Origin of the sequence: Demequina silvatica, from assembly GCF_000971215.1 — a bacterium.
GTDB classification, from domain to species: domain Bacteria; phylum Actinomycetota; class Actinomycetes; order Actinomycetales; family Demequinaceae; genus Demequina; species Demequina silvatica.
The window spans coordinates 112,839-130,855 of sequence record NZ_BBMA01000003.1 but is presented as its reverse complement, the minus strand read 5'-3'; the positions used below and the strand labels follow the sequence as shown (position 1 = coordinate 130,855).

Here is an 18,017-nt window from a genome sequence, read left to right as displayed (position 1 = left end):
GAGAGCACGTCATGGCTTGGGTCATCCTCATCGTCTCCGGCATCCTTGAGGCCGTCTGGGCGACCGCCCTGGGCAGGTCCGAGGGCTTCACCCGGCTCGCGCCGACCGTCACGTTCGCCGTCGCGCTCGTCGCCAGCATGGGCGGCCTCGCGTACGCGATGCGCACGCTGCCGCTAGGCACGTCCTACGCCGTCTGGGTCGGGATCGGCGCCGCGCTCACCGTCGGCTACGCGATGGTCACCGGCGCGGAGGGAGCCTCGCTCCTCAAGATCCTGCTGATCCTCGGGATCGTGGGCTGCGTGGTGGGGCTCAAGCTCGCGCACTAGGCGCCGGGCCCCACCACGCCCCCGGTCACAGGTCGATGCCGTAGCCCTCGATCACCAGCTCGGCGAGGTCCGCCTTCTCGTCGTAGGGCAGGAACGCGCCCCAGGCCGCCGCGAGGGTCGCCTCGAACAGGTCCTCCTTGGTCCAGCCGACCTCGGCCAGCGCCGCGAACTCGGAGGACATGGTCACGCCGGAGACCAGGCGGTTGTCGGTGTTCACGGTGACCGCGAAGCCGAGGTTGCGGAGCTCGTGCATCGGGTGGCCCTCGATGGACGGCGCGGCCGCGGTCTGGACGTTCGACGTGGGGCAGCACTCGAGCGGGATCTGCAGGTCGAGCGCGTGCTGGGCGATCACGCCGAGCGTGAGCTCCTCGCCGCCGAAGCCCTCGATGTCCTCGTGGATGCGGACGCCGTGGCCGATCCGGCGGGCGGAGCCCAGGCCGAGCGCCTCGCCCACGGAGGCGGCGCCGTCGGCCTCGCCCGCGTGGATGGTGACGGGCATGTGGTGCTCGCGCAGCAGCTGGAACGCCTCGCGGTGGTTCGCCGCGGGGAAGCCCAGCTCGGGACCGGCGATGTCGAAGCCCACGCAGCAGCGGCCGCGGTTGGCGAGCGCGAGCTCGGCGATCTCGACCGACCGGTCGAGGTGGCGCATGGCGTCGAGGATCGCGGCGGCGCGGATCGCGTAACCGGCCTCCTGCGCCTCGGCGACGCCGTCCTCGATGCCGTCCTGCACGGCCTCGACGACCTCCTGGAGGGAGAGCCCGCCGGACACGTGCTGCTCGGGCGCGTAGCGCAGCTCCGCGTAGATGACGCCGTCGGCCGCGAGGTCGAGCACGGCCTCGCGCGCGACGCGGCGCAGGTTCGCCGCGGTCTGCATGACCACGGTGGTGTGGGCGAACGCCTCGAGGTAGCGCACCAGGTCGCCAGAGTTGGCGTTCTCCGCGAAGGTCCGCGCGAGCGCGTCAGGGTCCGTCGAGGGCAGCTCGTGGCCGATCTCGGCGGCCAGCTCGATGAGGGTGGACGGGCGCAGGCCGCCGTCGAGGTGGTCGTGGAGCACGACCTTGGGCAGGGCGAGGATGTCCTCGGTGCTGAGAGTCATGAGGCCAGGCTAGCCGCGCGTCACTCGCGGCGCGGCACGGGCAGCACCAGCCAGGCGGCGCGCGACCAGTGCCCGAGCGCGGGCAGCCGCCCCGCGCCGGGGTGCAGGTCGGAGTCCGCGAGCGGCAGCACCGCTCCGGCGCCGGGCTCGTACACGAGGAACCCGGTCCCGGCGTTCGCGACCAGCAGCACCACGTGACGCGGGATCACGGAGTCGATGCCCAGCGACGAGTCGCCCGCCGTGAACATCGGCACGGGGATCCCGTCCCCGAGCGCTCGCCGCGCGTGCGCGAGCAGCGGCGCGAGCCTGTCCGGAGACGAGTCGTCCACCAGAGACCCCCGGAACCTCAGCCCCGCGAAGCGCGTCGACTCGTCGACCTTCCACGGCGGCGTCCCGAGCGAGCGCGGCCACGCGACCGGCCCGAGCGCGGACGCCGTGGTCTGCGCGTGGATCACCCGCTGCAGCGCATGCCAGCGCTCCTCGACCGTGAGCGCCTCGAAGCCCTCGGCCTCGGCATGCATCGCCTCGGCCGGCTCGTAGCCCGCGAGGGTCCGCCCGGTCGCGACCCACAGCGCGACGAACGGGTCGCCCACCATGAGCATCACGCCCATGGTCGCGGCGCCGCACGTGGTCTGGTCGACCTGCCGCGCGCGCACCCCGGCCCATTCGAGCGGCCCCGCGTCCTCGCCGGAGGGATGGGAGACGATGCGCCGGGTCGCCTCTCCCAGGCCGTCCCAGCCGGCGGCGAGCGCCGCCACCGCCGGGATGGGCGCCCCGGAGGCCACCGCGCGGAACAGGACCGCCGCATCGTCCCGCATCTGGTCCCGGGAGACGGTGAGGGCCTTCGCGTCCGCCGCGGCGGCGCGGTCCACCGCGCGCTGGAAGGCGCGCTCGAACAGGCCCTCGGTGCTCGCGGGCTCCTCGGGAGGACGACGTTCGGACAGCCCGACGAGGCCCGCCGCGCGGGCCGCGAGGGCGGTCAGCGTCCAGGCCATCCCGCTAGCGCGTGTGCGCGCCCACGGCGTCGAGGATGATGCGGCGGTCGACGGTGCCGCCGGGCGTGATGTCGACGGTGCCGGCGCCCTCGCAGGCCTCGGTGAGGGCGGCGAGCCCGCGCGGCATGCGGTCCTCGGTCTCGGTGTGCAGCGTCATGATGACGTCGCCGGCCTTGACCTCGTCTCCGACCACCTTGTACAGGTAGACGCCCGAGGAGACCTCGACCGCGGCGCCCTGGCGCGCGCGGCCGGCGCCCAGGCGCCATGCGGCGACGCCCACGCCCATCGCGTCCATGCGCGTGATGACGCCGTCGCGGTCCGCGCGGACCTCCTCGACGTGCGGCGCGTCGGGCATGGTCGCGTCCGCGTCCCCGCCCTGCGCCTCGATCATGCGCCGCCACGCGTCCATCGCGCGGCCGTCGCGGAGCGCGTCCGCCGGGTCGACGTCGGTGACGCCCGCCCCGACCAGCATCTCGCGGGCGAGCGCGAGCGTGAGCTCGACCACGTCCGCAGGCCCGCCACCGGCGAGCACCTCGACGGACTCGGTGACCTCGAGGCCGTTGCCGATCCCCCGGCCCAGCGGCGTCGACATGTCGGTGAGCAGCGCGGACGTCACCACGCCCGCGTCGGTGCCCAGGTCGACCATGGTGCGCGCGAGCTCGAGCGCCTGGTCCCTGCCCTTCATGAACGCGCCCGTGCCCACCTTGACGTCGAGGACCAGCACTCCCGTGCCCTCGGCGATCTTCTTGGACATGATGGACGATGCGATGAGCGGGATGGCCTCGACCGTCCCGGTGACGTCGCGGAGGGCGTAGAGCTTCTTGTCGGCGGGGGCGAGGCCGGAACCGGCCGCGCAGATCACCGCGCCCACGTCCTCGAGCTGGCGCAGCATCTCCTCGTTCGAGACGTCGGCGCGCCAGCCGGGGATGGACTCGAGCTTGTCGAGGGTGCCGCCGGTGTGGCCCAGGCCGCGGCCCGACAGCTGGGGCACCGCCACGCCGCACGCCGCCACGAGGGGCGCGAGCGGGAGCGTGATCTTGTCGCCCACGCCGCCCGTCGAGTGCTTGTCGGCGGTCGGGCGCGACAGGCTCGAGAAGTCGAGCCGCTCGCCGGTGGCGATCATCGCCTGCGTCCAGCGGGCGATCTCGCCGCGGCCCATGCCGCGCTGCAGGATCGCCATCGCGAGCGAGCTCATCTGCTCGTCGGCGACGACGCCTCGCGTGTAGGCGTCGACCACCCAGTCGATCTGGTCGTCGGTCAGGGTGCCGCCGTCCCGCTTGACGCGGATGACGTCGACGGCGTCGTGGCGCTCAGCCATCAGCCCTCCTCGAGGTGCTGGGGCCCGAAGGCCCAGGGAAGAAGATCGTCCAGGGTGAGGGTGCCGTCGGGTCCGTCGATCAGCAGGCCCGGTCCCCCGAACTCGTACAGCAGCTGGCGGCAGCGGCCGCACGGCTGGAGGGGCGCGCCCGCCCCGTCCACGCACGCGAACGCGACCAGGCGCGAGCCCAGCGCGTCCGTGTGCAGCTTGGACACCAGCGCGCACTCCGCGCACAGGGTGAGCCCGTAGCTGGCGTTCTCGACGTTGGCGCCGGTCACCACCTGCCCGGTGTCGGTGAGCGCGGCGGCGCCCACCTTGAACTTCGAGTAGGGCACGTACGCCCGCTCGTTGGCCTCACGCGCCTTGGCGCGCAGGAGGTCCCAGTCGATGTCCATGGTCCTACTTCTTGTACGGGATGCCCTCGGAGGCCGGCGGGCGGGCGTGGCCCACGAGCCCGGCCACCGCGAAGATGGTCGCGATGTACGGGAACATCGCGAGGAACTGCGACGGGATCGGCGAGCCGATCGCGCCCAGCTGCGCACGCAACGCATCCGCGAAGCCGAACAGCAGGGCCGCGGCGAGCGCCCCGCGGGGGCTCCACCTGCCGAGGATCATCGCGGCGAGCGCGATGTAGCCCTTGCCTGCCGTCATCTCCTTGCCGAACGCGAGCCCCGACGCCACGGTGAAGAACGCGCCGCCGAGGCCGGCGATCGCGCCGCCGAGCACGGTGTTGCGCACGCGGGTGCGGTTGACCTGGATGCCCACGGTGTCGGCGGCCTTGGGGTGCTCGCCGACGGCGCGCACCCGCAGGCCCCACCGCGACCGGAAGAGCATGATCTGCAGGACGGCGACCACGACGTACAGGATGTAGACCAGCAGGTTCTGGTTGAACAGCACCGGGCCGAGCACGGGGATCTTCGACAGCAGCGGGATCGCGAGCTTGGGCATGCCGAGCGGCTGGTTGAGGTCCCCGTTCTCCGTCATCACGGTGGAGAAGAAGAAGCTCGTGAGGCCGAGCACCAGCATGTTGAGCACCACGCCGACCACGATCTGGTTGACCCAGTACTTGGTGGCGAAGATCGCGAGCACCAGGCCCACCAGCGCGCCCGCGATGGGCGCGGCGATCAGGCCCACGTAGGGGTTGCCGACCATCGACGCGACGAGCGCCGCGAGGAAGGCACCGGCGAGGAGCTGGCCCTCGATCGCGATGTTGATGATGCCGGAGCGCTCGCACAGGGTGCCCGCGAGGGCACCGAAGACGAGCGGCACCGCGAGGAACAGCGAGCTGGTGAGCAGGCCCGTGAGCTGGATGCTGGTGGCGTCGCGTCCGGCGCCGGCCCACGTGAGCAGCGCGCCCATGATGGCCATGCCGTAGACCACCGGCACCCACAGGCCCACCTTGCGGCGCTGGTTCGCGCGGTAGGCGGTCCATCCGGCGAGGGCGAGGCCGACCACCGAGAGCAGGATCGCGGCGAGCTGGGACGGCAGCGTGAAGCTGGGGATTTTGAAGAAGTCGGTGGGACGCGCGATCACGAACGTGGTCGACGCGCCCGACGCGGTGCCGAGCCCGAAGATCACGAGCGACAGCAGCGCGATGACGCCGAGCGCGATCGCGGGGCCGAACTTCTTGGGCGGGATGGGCGCGTTCGACGCCGCGGCTGCGGGGGCGTCGGCGACGGTCGCGGTCATGCCGCCACCTCCTTCTCGTGAGCCGGTGAGGGCAGGCGGAACATCCAGCGGACCAGCGGAGGCGCCGCGATGAAGAGCACGATGAGCGCCTGGATCACCACGACGATGTCGACGGGCAGGCCCGCGTTGACTTGGAGCGACGGACCGGAGGCCTGCAGGCCGCCGAAGAGGATCGCGGCGAGCACGATGCCGAGGGGACGCGAGCGGCCCAGCAGCGCGACGGTGATAGCGTCGAATCCGATGCTGCCGGCGACGGCGTCGGTGAGGTACTTCTGCGTGCCGAGCACGGGCGCCGAGCCCGCGAGGCCCGCGAGCGCACCCGCGATCACCATGGTGATGATGGTCGCGGCGCCGATGCTCATGCCGGCGGTGCGCGCGGCGCTGGGGTTCGCGCCGACCGCTCGCAGCCGGAAGCCGAGCGTCGAGCGCTCCATCAGCCACCACACCCCCCACGCGCACGCGAGCGCGAGCAGGAAGCCCAGGTGCAGGTTGAACTGCACGCCGAGGATCTGCGGGTACTGCGCGGTCTCCGCGACGAGCGGCGAGATCGGGTTGTCGCTGCCCTCGCGCTGGAACGCCTCGAGCGACAGCAGCCAGGCGACCAGGTACAGCGCGACGTAGTTCAGCATGATCGTGACGATCACCTCATGCGCGCCGGTGCGCGCCTTGAGGACGCCGGGGATGAAGCCCCACAGCGCTCCTCCGAGCGCGCAACCGAGGACCGCGAGGAGCAGGTGCAGGCCCCACGGCAGCGAGAACGCGAAGCCGATGTAGGCGCCGAACGTGGCGCCCATGAGGATCTGGCCCTGCGCACCGATGTTGAACAGGCCCGCGCGGAAGCCGATGCCCAGGCCGAGACCCGCGAAGATCAGCGGGGTGGCCATGGTGAGCGTCTGCGTGAACGGCTTGATCATGGCGGCGAAGGACTCGGCCTGCAGGTTGAGGACCGCACCGTTGAACATCGCGGAGTACGCCGCGCCGAGCGCGTCGCCGATCGCGGCGAACGTGTCGCCGGGCCGCGAGAAGAAGTACGCCGCCGACTCCTGGACGGCCTCGTCCGCGAGGATGATGAGGACGCCGCCGATGATCATCGACGCGACGATCGCCATGAAGACGACCATGCTCGAGCTCTCGGCGATCTCCCTCAGCACCTGACGCGAGCGGCTCGGCTCCGGCGCCTGCTGCTCGGGCTCGCCCGCGGTGGTCTGGGTCTCGGCGCTCACGCCGCCTCCTCCTGGTGTGCGCCCGCCATCATGAGGCCGAGCGTGTCGCGATCGGTGTCGGGCGCGACGATGCCGACGATCCGCCCGTGGTACATCACCGCGATGCGGTCGGCGAGCGCGACGACCTCGTCGAGCTCGGCGCTCACGATGATGACGGCGGCGCCCGCGTCGCGCTCCGCGACGATGCGCTTGTGGACGAACTCGATCGAGCCGACGTCGAGCCCGCGGGTCGGGTTGGACGCGATGAGCAGCTTGAGCGGGCGGGAGAGCTCGCGTGCGAGCACCACCTTCTGCTGGTTGCCGCCGGACAGCGAGCCGGCGGTCTGCTCGATCGACGTCGCGCGCACGTCGAACTGCTCGACGTGCTTGCGCGCCTCGTCCGCGATCACCTTCGGCTGCAGCGCGAAGCCCTTGGCGTACGGCTCCTGGTCGTGCAGGTCGAGGATGAGGTTGTTCGCGATGGTCATGTTGGCGACGATGCCGTCCTCGGTGCGGTCCTCGGGCACGAACCCGATGCCGCTGAGCAGCACGTCCTTGATGGACCGCCCCGTGATGACGTCGCCGTCGAGCGAGGCGGAGCCCGCGTCGGGCGACACGACGCCGATGAGCGCCTCGGTGAGCTCGGTCTGCCCGTTGCCCTGGACGCCGGCGATCGCGAGGATCTCGCCCGCTTTGACCTCGAAGGACACGTGGTCGAGCTGGACGATCCCGGCCGCGTCGACCACCGTGAGGCCGTCGACGGCGAGCATGGTGTCGCCCGGGGTCGCGTCCTCCTTGTCGACCCGCATGGAGACGGCGCGCCCGACCATGAGGGAGGCGAGCTCCTCCTGCGTGGCGCTGGGCTCGGCCGTGCCGACCACCTTGCCGCGGCGGATGACGGTGATGGTGTCCGCGACGGCCTTGACCTCGCGGAGCTTGTGCGTGATGAGCACCACCGCGGTGCCGGCGTCGCGCAGATCCTTGACGATCCCGAGGAGCTCGTCGGTCTCCTGAGGCGTGAGCACGGCGGTGGGCTCGTCCAGGATCAGCACCGAGGCGTCGCGCGAGAGCGCCTTGATGATCTCGACCCGCTGCTGCGCGCCCACCGGGAGGTCCTCGATGACGGCGTCGGGGTCGACGTTGAAGTTGAAGCGATCGGAGATCTCACGCACCTTCGCGCGAGCCGCGTCGAGGTCGAGCAGCTTGGCGGGGCCGCGCACGTCCTCGTGGCCCAGCATCACGTTCTCGGCGACCGTGAAGGGGTGCACGAGCATGAAGTGCTGGTGCACCATGCCGATGCCGGCGGCCATCGCGTCGCCCGGACCGGCGAAGACGACCGGCTCGTCGTCGAGCAGCACCTCGCCCTCGTCGGCGTCGTACAGGCCGAACAGCACGTTCATCAGCGTCGACTTGCCGGCGCCGTTCTCACCCAGCAGGGCGTGCACGGTGCCCGGCTCGACCAGCAGATCGATGCGGTCGTTGGCGGTGAAGTCTCCGAAGCGCTTGGTAATACCGCGGAGCTCGAGTTTCACAGGGGTCCTCCCACGTCTTTGCTCGGGACATTCCCGAGCCTACTAGCGGAGACAGCGAGGGGCGCGCCACAGGTGTGCCCTGTGGCGCGCCCCCTGAACGGTGCTGTCTTAGGAGACGTCGACCGAGATCGAGCCGTCGATGATGCCGGCCTTGATCGCGTCGAGCTCGGTGAGCACGGCGTCGGGCACGGCGCCCTCGGCGAAGTCCGCGACGCCCACGCCCTCGTTCTCGAGCGTGCCCAGGTAGGGCTCGGTCGAGAAGCCGGCGTCGATGGTCTCCGCGATGGTGTCGAACACCGAGTTGCCGATGTTCTTGAGCACCGACGTGAGGATGATGTCCGCGTAGTCGGTGGTGAGGGTCCAGTCGGAGTCCACACCGATCAGCCACGCGTCGCCGGACGACTGCACGGCCGCGGCGGCGCCGAGACCCACGGGGCCCGCAACCGGCATGACGATGTCAGAACCCTGGCTGAGGAACTCCTCGGTCACGTTCTGGCCCTTCGCCTGGTCGGAGAAGTCGCCCGTGAACTGGCCGTCGGTGCCGTCCCAACCGAGGACCTTGACATTGCCGCCGTTGGCCTCGTTGTAGTAGTTGGCACCCGCGAGGAAGCCGTCCATGAAGATGGTGACCGACGGGATGTTCATGCCGCCGAAGGTCGACAGGGTGCCGGACTGCGACGCACCGGCCGCGGCGTAGCCCGCGAGGAACGAGGCCTCGTCCGTGTCGAAGGTGATCGGCTTGATGTTGTCGGCGTCGATGGTGCCGTCGAAGTCGTTGTCGGCGAGGTCGTCGATGATCGCGAAGTGCACGTCCGGGTTGGCGAGCGCGGCGTCGACGGTGGCCTGGCTGAGCAGGAAGCCGACGGTGATGATGAGGTCGCAGCCGGCCGCGACCTGGGCCTCGATGTTCGGGCCGAAGTCAGCCTCGGTGGTCGACTCCGCGGACGCGATCTCGATGCCGAGCTCGGCCTCCGCGCGGGTCAGGCCCTCGTAGCCCGACTGGTTGAACGACTGGTCGTCGAAGCCGCCCGAGTCCGAGACCATGCAGGCCTTGAAGTCGACGGTCTCGACGGGAGCGCCGGCGTCCGCCGTGGCGGACGAGCTCGCCTCCTCCTCGGGGGCGGACGCACAAGCTGCCAGGGCGAGCGCCGACACTGCGGCGACGGCACCCACGCGGATGATCTTCTTCATCAGGTGTTTCCCTCTGTCAGTCATGCCCGGCTGCCACCGGGCGGGGGTTGTACGGGTCATCGTACGGACGCAATGTTACGAACAAACCCGCGTTGGTCTCGCGTCCGCAACAATCCGGCAACGATTCTCCCTGCTCAGGCGGATTCGAGCGCGGCCCCGGCGTCCTTCACGCGCTGCGCGGAGGCCCGCACCGTCACCAGGATGGCCTCGTCCGACTCGACCACCACCGCATCGTCCACCCCCACGACCACGACGGGCTTGACGCCCCCGATCACCAGGGACCCGCGGGCGCCCACCGCGCCCACGGGCGCGGTGCGGCCGATCGCGACGGCCTCCCCGCCGGCGCCGGAGAGCTCGGCGAGCGAGTCGAAGTCGCCCACGTCGTGCCACTCGAAGCTCGCGGGGACCACCGCGACGCCGCCGTCCGCGGCCACGGGTTCGGCGATCGCGTGGTCGATCGCGATGCGGGTGAGCGTGGGCCACACGCGCGCGAGGACCTCGGCGCGGTCCGCGCCGTCCCAGGCGGCAGCGATCTCGCGCACGCCGGCGGCGAGCGTGGGCTGCAGCCGGTCGAGGTGGCCCAGGAGCACGTCGGTGCGCATGACGAACATGCCGGCGTTCCACGCGAAGGAGCCGCGCGCGAGCATCCCGGCGGCGGTCTCCGCGTCGGGCTTCTCCGTGAACGCGACCACGTGGCGCGCGTCGCCGGACAGCGGCTCGCCCATCTCGATGTAGCCGAACGCGGTGGACGGCTCGGTGGGCGCGATCCCGATCACCACGACCTTCCCGGTCCGTGCGACGCGGGCGGCCTCGCGCACCGTCGCGCGGAAGGACTCGGCGTCGGGGATGAGGTGGTCCGCGGCGAAGGACGCCATGACGCGGCTCCCCCACCGCTCCTCGATGAGCGCCGCGGCGAGCGCGATCGCGGCCATGGAGTCGCGCGGGCTGGGCTCGGTCACCAGGTTCTCGCGCGGCACCGCGGGCACCTGCGCGGCGACCGCGTCCGCGTGCCGCTCGCCGGTGACCACCACCACGCGCTCCGACAGCGGGCTCACGCGCGCGACGGTGTCCTGGATCAGCGTCGCGCCGGTGCCCAGGAGGTCCAGCAGGAACTTGGGGCGGTGCGGCTGCGACAGCGGCCACAGGCGGGAGCCGACGCCGCCCGCGGGGATCACCGTCACCAGATCCTCTACGAAATCGGACATGATCTGCGAGTCGGTGTGCTCAGCCGTCATGGCGACCACATTAGGATGGCCGTCAAGCCCGCTGTAGTGCTCTGAGGAGGGACGTGTCCCCGACAACGCTGTACCGAGGCCATGAAGGCATGTGGATGTGGGTGGTCCACCGTGTCACTGGCGTCGCGATCTTCTTCTTCCTGCTGGTCCATGTGCTCGACACCGCGCTCGTGCGCGTCTCCCCCGAGGCGTACAACGAGGTGATCGGGAGCTACAAGACGCCCATCTACGGCCTGGTCGAGGCCGGCCTGGTCGCCGCGATCCTGCTGCACGCCTTCAACGGCCTGCGGATCATCGCCGTCGACCGCTCCACCTGGGCGCTGCGCCACCAGAAGCAGCTGGTGTGGGCGGTGTGGATCGTCTTCGCCGTGCTCATGGCCGGCTTCCTGCCCCGCCACCTCATGCACGTGTTCGGGGGTGCCTGATGACCGCCTCGTCCCCCGAGTTCGTGCCCGGCCCCAAGATCAAGGAGCCGCGGATCCGCTCCGGCCGGGTCCGCCCCGGCGCCGAGCAGTGGTCGTGGCGCTTCATGCGCATCTCCGGCCCGATCCTGGTGATCCTCATCCTCACGCACCTGTTCATCAACCTGATGACGGGCGACGGCGTGAACCAGATCGACTTCGCCTTCGTCGCCGGCAAGCTGGCGAGCCCGCTGTGGCAGGTGTGGGACCTCACCATGCTGGTGCTCGCGATGCTGCACGGCGGCAACGGCATGCGCCTGCTCATCAACGACTACGCGCACACGCCGTGGCTCAACAAGCTGCTCCACGGCGCGCTCGGCGTCGCCGTGATCGGCATCATCGTGCTGGGCTCGCTCGTCATCTTCACGTTCGACCCGTGCCCCGCAGGCGCGGACCCCAGCCTTCTCCCCAGCTTCTGCAAGGACCTCGCATGACCCATCACGAGTACGACGTCGTCATCGTCGGCGCCGGCGGCGCCGGCATGCGTGCGGCGCTGGAGAGCTCCCAGCGCGCCCGCACGGCCGTGCTGACCAAGCTCTACCCGACCCGCTCCCACACGGGCGCGGCGCAGGGCGGCATGGCGGCCGCGCTGGCCAACGTCGAGGACGACAACGCCGAGTGGCACGTGTTCGACACCGTCAAGGGCGGCGACTACCTGGTGGACCAGGACGCCGCGGAGATCCTCTGCCACGAGGCCATCGACGCGGTGCTGGACCTCGAGAAGATGGGCCTGCCGTTCAACCGCACGCCCGAGGGCAAGGTGGACCAGCGCCGGTTCGGCGGCCACACCCGCAACCATGGCGAGGCCGCCGTGCGCCGCTCCTGCTACTCCGCGGACCGCACCGGCCACATGATCCTGCAGACGCTCTACCAGCAGTGCATCAAGCAGGAGGTCGAGTTCTTCAACGAGTACTACGTGCTCGACCTCATCCTCGACCAGGACCCGCAGGCCGCGGCCGAGGGCGAGGACGTCGCGGTCGCCGGCGTGGTCGCGCTCGAGCTGTCGACGGGCGAGATCCACACGTTCCGCGCGAAGGCGGTCATCTTCGCCACCGGCGGCGCGGGCAAGATCTTCAAGACCACCTCGAACGCGCACACCCTCACCGGCGACGGCATGGGCATCGCCCTCAACGCCGGCCTGCCGCTCGAGGACATGGAGTTCTTCCAGTTCCACCCGACGGGCCTCGCGGGCCTGGGCATCCTGCTGTCCGAGGCCGCGCGCGGCGAGGGCGGGATCCTGCGCAACTCCGAGGGCGAGCGCTTCATGGAGCGCTACGCCCCCACCATCAAGGACCTCGCGCCGCGCGACATGGTGGCGCGAGCGATGGCCAACGAGGTGCGCGAGGGCCGCGGAGCCGGCCCTCACCAGGACTACGTGCTCCTGGACCTCACCCACCTCGAGCCGGCCCACATCGACGAGAAGCTCCCCGACATCACGGAGTTCGCCCGCACCTACCTGGGCGTCGAGCCGTACACCGAGCCCGTCCCCGTCTACCCCACCGCGCACTACGCGATGGGCGGCATCCCCACCACCGTCCAGGGCGAGGTGCTGCGCAACAACACCGACACCGTCAAGGGCCTCTACGCGGCAGGGGAGTGCGCGTGCGTGTCCGTCCACGGCGCCAACCGCCTGGGCACCAACTCGCTGCTCGACATCAACGTGTTCGGGCGCCGCGCCGGCATCGCCGCCGCGGAGTACGCGACGTCCGTGGACTCCGCCCCCGTCCTACGGGACGATGCGGCGGCCCGGTTGGAGGGCATCGTCACCCGGCTCCTGGCGACGGTGGGAGGCGCAGGCACCGAACGCGTCGCCGACGTCCGCAAGGCCTTGCAGGAGACCATGGACCGCAACGTCCAGGTGTTCCGCGACGCCGCGTCGCTTGAGGAGGCGGCGGGCGTGATCGCCGAGCTCAAGGAGCGCTACCAGGACATCGCGATCCACGACCGCGGACGACGCTTCAACACCGACCTGCTCGAGGCGATCGAGCTGGGCTTCCTGCTCGAGATCGCGGAGGTGGTGACGGCCGGCGCGCTCGCCCGCCAGGAGTCGCGCGGCGGCCACTACCGCGAGGACTTCCCCACGCGCGACGACGAGGCGTTCATGCACCACACGATGGCGTACGCCACCGCGGACGGCGTGCGGCTCGACAAGAAGCCCGTGGTGATCACCAAGTACCAGCCGATGGAGAGGAAGTACTGATGACGGCCGTAGCCGAGTCCCCCGCCGTCGGCGAGGTCACCGCCCTCACCGTCACCCTGAAGATCCTGCGCACCAACCCCGAGGGCACCGCCGACCACGCGGCCGGCGAGTCCTACTGGGAGGAGTTCCAGGTCGAGGCGCACGCCACGGACCGCGTGCTCGACGCGCTGCACAAGGTGAAGTGGGACCAGGACGGGTCGCTGTCCTTCCGCCGCTCGTGCGCGCACGGCGTGTGCGGCTCCGACGCGATGCGCATCAACGGCCGCAACCGCCTCGCGTGCAAGACGCTGCTCAAGGACCTCAACCCGGCGCGGCCCATCACGGTCGAGCCCATCAAGGGTCTGCCGGTCGAGAAGGACCTGATCGTGGACATGGAGCCGTTCTTCGCCTCCTACCGCGAGATCATGCCGTTCCTCATGACCACGGGCGCCGCCCCGACGCGCGAGCGCCTGCAGTCCCCCGAGGACCGCGCCCGCTTCGACGACACCACCAAGTGCATCATGTGCGCCGCGTGCACCTCGAGCTGCCCGGTGTTCTGGACCGACGGCCAGTACTTCGGACCCCAGGCGATCGTGGGCGCGCACCGCTTCATCTTCGACTCGCGCGACGAGGGCCAGTGGGACCGCCTCGAGATCCTCAACGACAAGGCCGGCGTGTGGAAGTGCCGCACGGCGTTCAACTGCACCGAGGCCTGCCCGCGCGGCATCGAGGTCACCAAGGCGATCTCCGAGGTCAAGAGGGCGCTCACCTCGGGCGAGGTCTGAGCCGCAACCCGGAGGCAGTCAGTCCGTGGGCGCCTCCGGGTTGCGCAGCGTCGCGCGCGCCGTGGACACCGGCGTGCCCAGCCGTCCCTTGCGCCCCGCGACGGTGACCGTGGGCGGCTCGACGCTGTCCGGGTGGATCTGCCCCTGGTGGTGCTCGCGGTGGTGCGCGCCCAGCCACGCGGCACCCATGAGGATGAAGCGGTTGACGTAGTCCACGAAGATCATCAGCGTGATGATCGCCGCGAACGGCGCCAGCACCTTCGAGTCGGTGGTGCCGCTCACCACGAACGTCACACCGATGCGCAGCACGCCGATCGCCACCGCGGCGACCAGGATGATCCAGGCCACGCGCCAGGACAGGCGGGCGCCGCCGAGCAGCATCAGCACCAGCGCGACGTAGAGCATGTCCGCGACCAGGCCGGCGCCGTAGCCGATCAGCCGGATCTCCCAGGTGGGCACCGTCAGGCCCACCGCGTCCGCGACCGCCCGCGCGGCGCTCGACGCGACCACCTGGATCGCGAGACCCACGAAGGCGATCACGGCGAGCGCGACCAGGGCGACCACGTCGCGCAGCTTGCCCAGCACGGGCGAGGCGACCTCGTTGCCGAGCATGGTCCGCGTGGACGTGCGCAGGCCGGCGATGAACCGCGTCGCCGTGTTGATGAGGATGAGGAAGGACACGATCCCGACCACGCCCGCGACGGTGGTGGCGCTGCCCGAGCCCAGGTCGTCCGGCTGGATCAGCCCGGTCCCCCCCGGCTCCGCGGCGATGAGCCCGGGCACCGCCTCGGACAGGTACTCGACCAGCGAGTCGCGCAGCTCGTCGTTGCCCGCGAGGAACACCGTGGCGAGCGTGGTGGCGACCACGATCCCGGCGGCGACCGAGGCGAGTGAGAAGTACGCGATGCCGGCCGAGAGCACGTTGCCGTTCTGCACCGAGAAGCGCTTGAGGCCCCGGCCCCACGAGGAGCCGTCCCACCAGGCCTTGAGCCCCTTGCCGCGCTCGACCACGCCCACGGCCTTGGCCTTGACGTCGTCGGTGGTCACGGGGCTCCTCTGGGCTGGGCGGTCCGGGTCAGCGGTGCAGCGGGGGCAGCAGCCCCAGTCTGTCGTAGATGCGGTCCAGCGTCTCCTGTGCCAGCGCGGACGCCTTGGCGGCACCCTTCGCGAGCACCGCGTCGAGCTTGTCCGGCGACGCGATCCACTCGTTGGCGGCGTCGTGGAACGGCGTGAGGTAGTCCACCACCACGTCGGCGAGGTCCACCTTGAGGTGGCCGTACATCTTGCCCTCGTAGTCCGCGACGATCTCCTCGACGGTCCGGTTGGTCAGTGCCGAGTAGATGGTGAGCAGGTTCGAGACGCCCGCCTTCTCCTCGCGGTCGAAGCTGATGACGGAGCCGCTGTCCGTGGTCGCGGACTTGATGTTCTTCGCGACCTTGCGAGGGTCGTCGAGCATCTCGATGATGCCCTTGGGGTTGCCCGAGGACTTCGACATCTTCTTGGTGGGGTCCACCAGGTCGTAGATCTTCGCGGTCTCCTTGACGATGTGCACGCCGGGCACCTTGACCGTGCCCTCGCCGAAGCGCCCGTTGATGCGCTGCGCGAGGTCGCGCGACAGCTCGAGGTGCTGGCGCTGGTCCTCGCCAACGGGCACCACGTCGGTGTCGTACAGCAGGATGTCCGCCGCCATGAGGATCGGGTAGGTGAACAGGCCCACGTTCGCGCCGGACTCGCCGGTCTTCTGCGCCTTGTCCTTGAACTGGGTCATGCGCGACGCCTCGCCCATGCCGGTGAACGTCGACAGCACCCACGCGAGCTCGGCGTGCTGCGGCACGTGCGACTGCACGAAGCACAGCGACCGGTCGGGGTCCACGCCCGCCGCGAGGTACTGGGCGGCGGTGCGGCGCGTGCGCGCCCGCAGCAGCTCGGGGTCCGGCTGCACGGTGAGCGCGTGCAGGTCCACCACGGAGTAGATGGCCTCGTGGGTGTCCTGGAGCTTCACCCACTCGACCAGCGCGCCCAGGTAGTTGCCGAGGTGCAGGGAGTCGGAGGTGGGCTGCATGCCCGAGAACACACGAGTCATGGACCCATTGTTCCAAAAGTTGCGGGGTGCGCCTGACCCGGCCCCCGCATCGTCCCTTCTCACCCGCGTGGGACGGCGGGGGGACGATGCGTCAGGTGGCCTCGGCGTCGAAGGGCGCCTGGCCAGGGGGCGCCTCGGTGAGACGACGGACCGACGCCGCCCGGGTGGGCGGCGTCGGCTCGTTGAGCGCCTCGCGGACGATCCGGCGGGGGTCGTACTGGCGCGGGTCGAGCTGCGACCAGTCGACCTCCTCGCCGACCTCCTTCTTCAGGGTGTTCTTGCCGTCCTGAAGCATGTCGCGTCCGCGCACGACGAGGGAGCGGAGCTGCTTCGCGTACTCCGGCATCCTCTCGGGCCCGATCACCACGATGGCGACCAGCACGAGGATGAGGAGCTCCCCGCCGTTGATGTCGAACATGGACCCTATTCTGACGGGTCGGGGAACAGCTGGCCGCCATCGCCGCCCAGTCCGCCCTGATCCTCCTCGCCGGAGTCGCCGTAGGACACGTCGGTGTTGGGCACCAGCGTGACCGAGATGTCCTGGGTGCTGCCGCCGCGGTCCACGGTGAGGACCACCGTGTCGTCGGACGCCTTCGCGCGGATCGCGACGATCAGCTCCTCGCTGCGGGTGATGGGACGGCCGTCGATCGCGGTGATGATGTCGCCGGGCTGGACGCCCGCCAGCGCGGCGGGGCCGCCCTCGGCGACGGCGCCGTCGGTCTCGGCGACCTTGACGCCCTCGCCCGTGTAGGACGAGTCGAGCATGACGCCCACGACGGGGTAGGTGGCCTCGCCGGTCGCGATGATCTCCTCCGCGGTGCGACGCGCCTGGTTGGACGTGATCGCGAAGCCGAGGCCCACCGAGCCCGCGGTCTCGGAGCTCGAGCCGAGCGACGCGATGGCCGAGTTGATGCCGATCACCTCGCCCTCGGAGTTGATGAGCGGGCCGCCCGAGTTGCCGGGGTTGATCGCGGCGTCGGTCTGGATCGCGTCGATGAACGCGGTCGAGGAGGTGTCGCCGGCGGTGACGGGACGGTGCAGCGCCGAGACGATGCCGGTGGTCACGGTGGACTCGAGGCCCAGCGGGGAGCCGACCGCGATGACGTCGTCGCCGACCACGAGCTCGTCGGAGTCTCCCAGCACGAGCGGGGTGAGGCCCTCCTCGTCGATCTTGACGACGGCGAGGTCGTAGTCGGCGGTCGCACCGACCACCTCGCCCTCGTGCTCGGAGCCGTCGCTCATCACCACGGTGACCGTGTCGTTGTCGGAGCCCTCGACCACGTGGTTGTTGGTGAGGATGTAGCCGTCCTCGCGGATGATGAAGCCCGAGCCCTCGGCGGCCTCCTGGCCACCCTGGATGTTCTGGATCGACACCACGGACGGCATGACCGCGGACGCGATGGCCGCGACCGTGTTCTCGTCCGTGCGGGCGATGGTCGAGGAGCTGCTGGTGGGCAGCGTCGAGGTGCCGCCGGCCGTCGAGGACGAGGCGGTGCTCGACGAGTCGCCCGCGAGCGAGTCGTACGCCCAGGCGCCGGCGAGGCCGCCGCCCAGGCCGAGCACGAGCGCGCCGGCAGCGACGGCGGCCACGGTCGAGCGGCGCAGACGGCCGGGCTGAGGCGCGGCCGCGGTCGACGGGGTCTCGGCCGGAGGCTCGACGGGAGGCAGGTACGCCTGCGTCGCCGGGTCCTCGGGCTGCGCGAAGGACTGCGTGGGCAGCACCGCGGTGGTCTCGGCGGCGGCGGGCTCGGCGGCGGGCCGCTGCGGCGAGATCGCCGGGGGCAGCTCGACCGTGTCGTTGGTCGCGGGCGCCTCGTCGTGGACGCGGACGGTGGCGGTCTCGGAGGTGGCAGTCGACTCGGTGTCCGAGCCGGAGTGGTCGCGCGGAGGCGCGAAGGGGTTGTCGTTCATCGGGGTTCTCTTCC

Annotated in this window: 18 protein-coding genes; 5 read left to right on the top strand and 13 right to left on the bottom strand. The window is 71.0% G+C overall.

Going from position 1 to position 18,017, the window contains the following annotated elements:
* Positions 1-11 precede the first annotated feature (11 nt).
* Complete coding sequence (locus AOM05_RS04555) at positions 12-326, top strand: DMT family transporter (protein ID WP_062519818.1); 315 nt, start codon at positions 12-14, stop codon at positions 324-326.
* 25 nt (positions 327-351) lie between these two features.
* On the opposite strand, the gene AOM05_RS04550 is transcribed toward AOM05_RS04555, so the two are convergent.
* From AOM05_RS04550 to AOM05_RS04510, 9 genes are all read right to left on the bottom strand, one after another.
* A complete protein-coding gene (locus AOM05_RS04550; protein ID WP_062519816.1) occupies positions 352-1,422 on the bottom strand; it encodes an adenosine deaminase in 1,071 nt (356 codons plus the stop codon).
* A gap of 20 nt (positions 1,423-1,442) precedes the next feature.
* On the bottom strand, positions 1,443-2,417 hold the full coding sequence (locus AOM05_RS04545; protein WP_062519815.1) for a hypothetical protein: 975 nt from the start codon (positions 2,415-2,417) through the stop codon (positions 1,443-1,445).
* Positions 2,418-2,421: 4 nt separating this feature from the next.
* Positions 2,422-3,735, bottom strand: coding sequence for a thymidine phosphorylase (locus tag AOM05_RS04540; protein WP_062519813.1), 1,314 nt, complete (start codon positions 3,733-3,735; stop codon positions 2,422-2,424).
* Complete coding sequence (locus tag AOM05_RS04535; RefSeq protein WP_062519812.1) at positions 3,735-4,130, bottom strand: cytidine deaminase; 396 nt, start codon at positions 4,128-4,130, stop codon at positions 3,735-3,737. Before AOM05_RS04535 ends, AOM05_RS04540 begins: the two co-directional genes overlap by 1 nt.
* A 4-nt stretch (positions 4,131-4,134) precedes the next feature.
* Entirely contained in the window at positions 4,135-5,424 is a 1,290-nt protein-coding gene (locus AOM05_RS04530) for an ABC transporter permease (RefSeq protein WP_062519810.1), read from the bottom strand.
* Positions 5,421-6,647 (bottom strand): ABC transporter permease, encoded by a 1,227-nt coding sequence (locus AOM05_RS04525; protein WP_062519809.1) that lies wholly within the window; start codon positions 6,645-6,647, stop codon positions 5,421-5,423. The genes AOM05_RS04530 and AOM05_RS04525 overlap by 4 nt, the downstream gene beginning before the upstream one ends.
* Positions 6,644-8,158, bottom strand: a complete 1,515-nt coding sequence (locus AOM05_RS04520; RefSeq protein WP_062519808.1) for an ABC transporter ATP-binding protein — start codon at positions 8,156-8,158, stop codon at positions 6,644-6,646. Before AOM05_RS04520 ends, AOM05_RS04525 begins: the two co-directional genes overlap by 4 nt.
* A 108-nt stretch (positions 8,159-8,266) precedes the next feature.
* Positions 8,267-9,349, bottom strand: a complete 1,083-nt coding sequence (locus AOM05_RS04515; protein WP_062519806.1) for a BMP family lipoprotein — start codon at positions 9,347-9,349, stop codon at positions 8,267-8,269.
* 134 nt (positions 9,350-9,483) lie between these two features.
* Positions 9,484-10,584, bottom strand: a complete 1,101-nt coding sequence (locus AOM05_RS04510; protein WP_062519805.1) for a mannose-1-phosphate guanylyltransferase — start codon at positions 10,582-10,584, stop codon at positions 9,484-9,486.
* Positions 10,585-10,673: 89 nt separating this feature from the next.
* Between AOM05_RS04510 and sdhC the strand changes: the two genes are divergently transcribed.
* The 4 genes from sdhC to AOM05_RS04490 are packed head-to-tail and all read left to right on the top strand — an operon-like array spanning position 10,674 to position 14,009.
* Complete coding sequence (gene sdhC, locus AOM05_RS04505; RefSeq protein ID WP_062519803.1) at positions 10,674-11,009, top strand: succinate dehydrogenase, cytochrome b556 subunit; 336 nt, start codon at positions 10,674-10,676, stop codon at positions 11,007-11,009.
* The gene (locus tag AOM05_RS04500) at positions 11,009-11,479 is read left to right on the top strand and encodes a succinate dehydrogenase hydrophobic membrane anchor subunit (RefSeq protein WP_062519802.1); all 471 of its coding nucleotides are present in this window, start codon (positions 11,009-11,011) and stop codon (positions 11,477-11,479) included. Before sdhC ends, AOM05_RS04500 begins: the two co-directional genes overlap by 1 nt.
* On the top strand, positions 11,476-13,245 hold the full coding sequence (gene sdhA / locus AOM05_RS04495) for a succinate dehydrogenase flavoprotein subunit (RefSeq protein ID WP_062519800.1): 1,770 nt from the start codon (positions 11,476-11,478) through the stop codon (positions 13,243-13,245). Before AOM05_RS04500 ends, sdhA begins: the two co-directional genes overlap by 4 nt.
* Complete coding sequence (locus tag AOM05_RS04490; RefSeq protein WP_062519799.1) at positions 13,245-14,009, top strand: succinate dehydrogenase iron-sulfur subunit; 765 nt, start codon at positions 13,245-13,247, stop codon at positions 14,007-14,009. The genes sdhA and AOM05_RS04490 overlap by 1 nt, the downstream gene beginning before the upstream one ends.
* An 18-nt stretch (positions 14,010-14,027) precedes the next feature.
* On the opposite strand, the gene AOM05_RS04485 is transcribed toward AOM05_RS04490, so the two are convergent.
* The 4 genes from AOM05_RS04485 to AOM05_RS04470 form a co-directional block, all read right to left on the bottom strand.
* The gene (locus AOM05_RS04485; RefSeq protein ID WP_062519798.1) at positions 14,028-15,056 is read right to left on the bottom strand and encodes a YihY/virulence factor BrkB family protein; all 1,029 of its coding nucleotides are present in this window, start codon (positions 15,054-15,056) and stop codon (positions 14,028-14,030) included.
* 28 nt (positions 15,057-15,084) lie between these two features.
* On the bottom strand, positions 15,085-16,092 hold the full coding sequence (trpS, locus tag AOM05_RS04480) for a tryptophan--tRNA ligase (RefSeq protein WP_062519796.1): 1,008 nt from the start codon (positions 16,090-16,092) through the stop codon (positions 15,085-15,087).
* Between the two features lie 91 nt (positions 16,093-16,183).
* Positions 16,184-16,510, bottom strand: a complete 327-nt coding sequence (locus AOM05_RS04475) for a twin-arginine translocase TatA/TatE family subunit (protein WP_062519795.1) — start codon at positions 16,508-16,510, stop codon at positions 16,184-16,186.
* Positions 16,511-16,515: 5 nt separating this feature from the next.
* Entirely contained in the window at positions 16,516-18,003 is a 1,488-nt protein-coding gene (locus tag AOM05_RS04470; protein ID WP_062519793.1) for a S1C family serine protease, read from the bottom strand.
* Positions 18,004-18,017 lie beyond the last annotated feature (14 nt).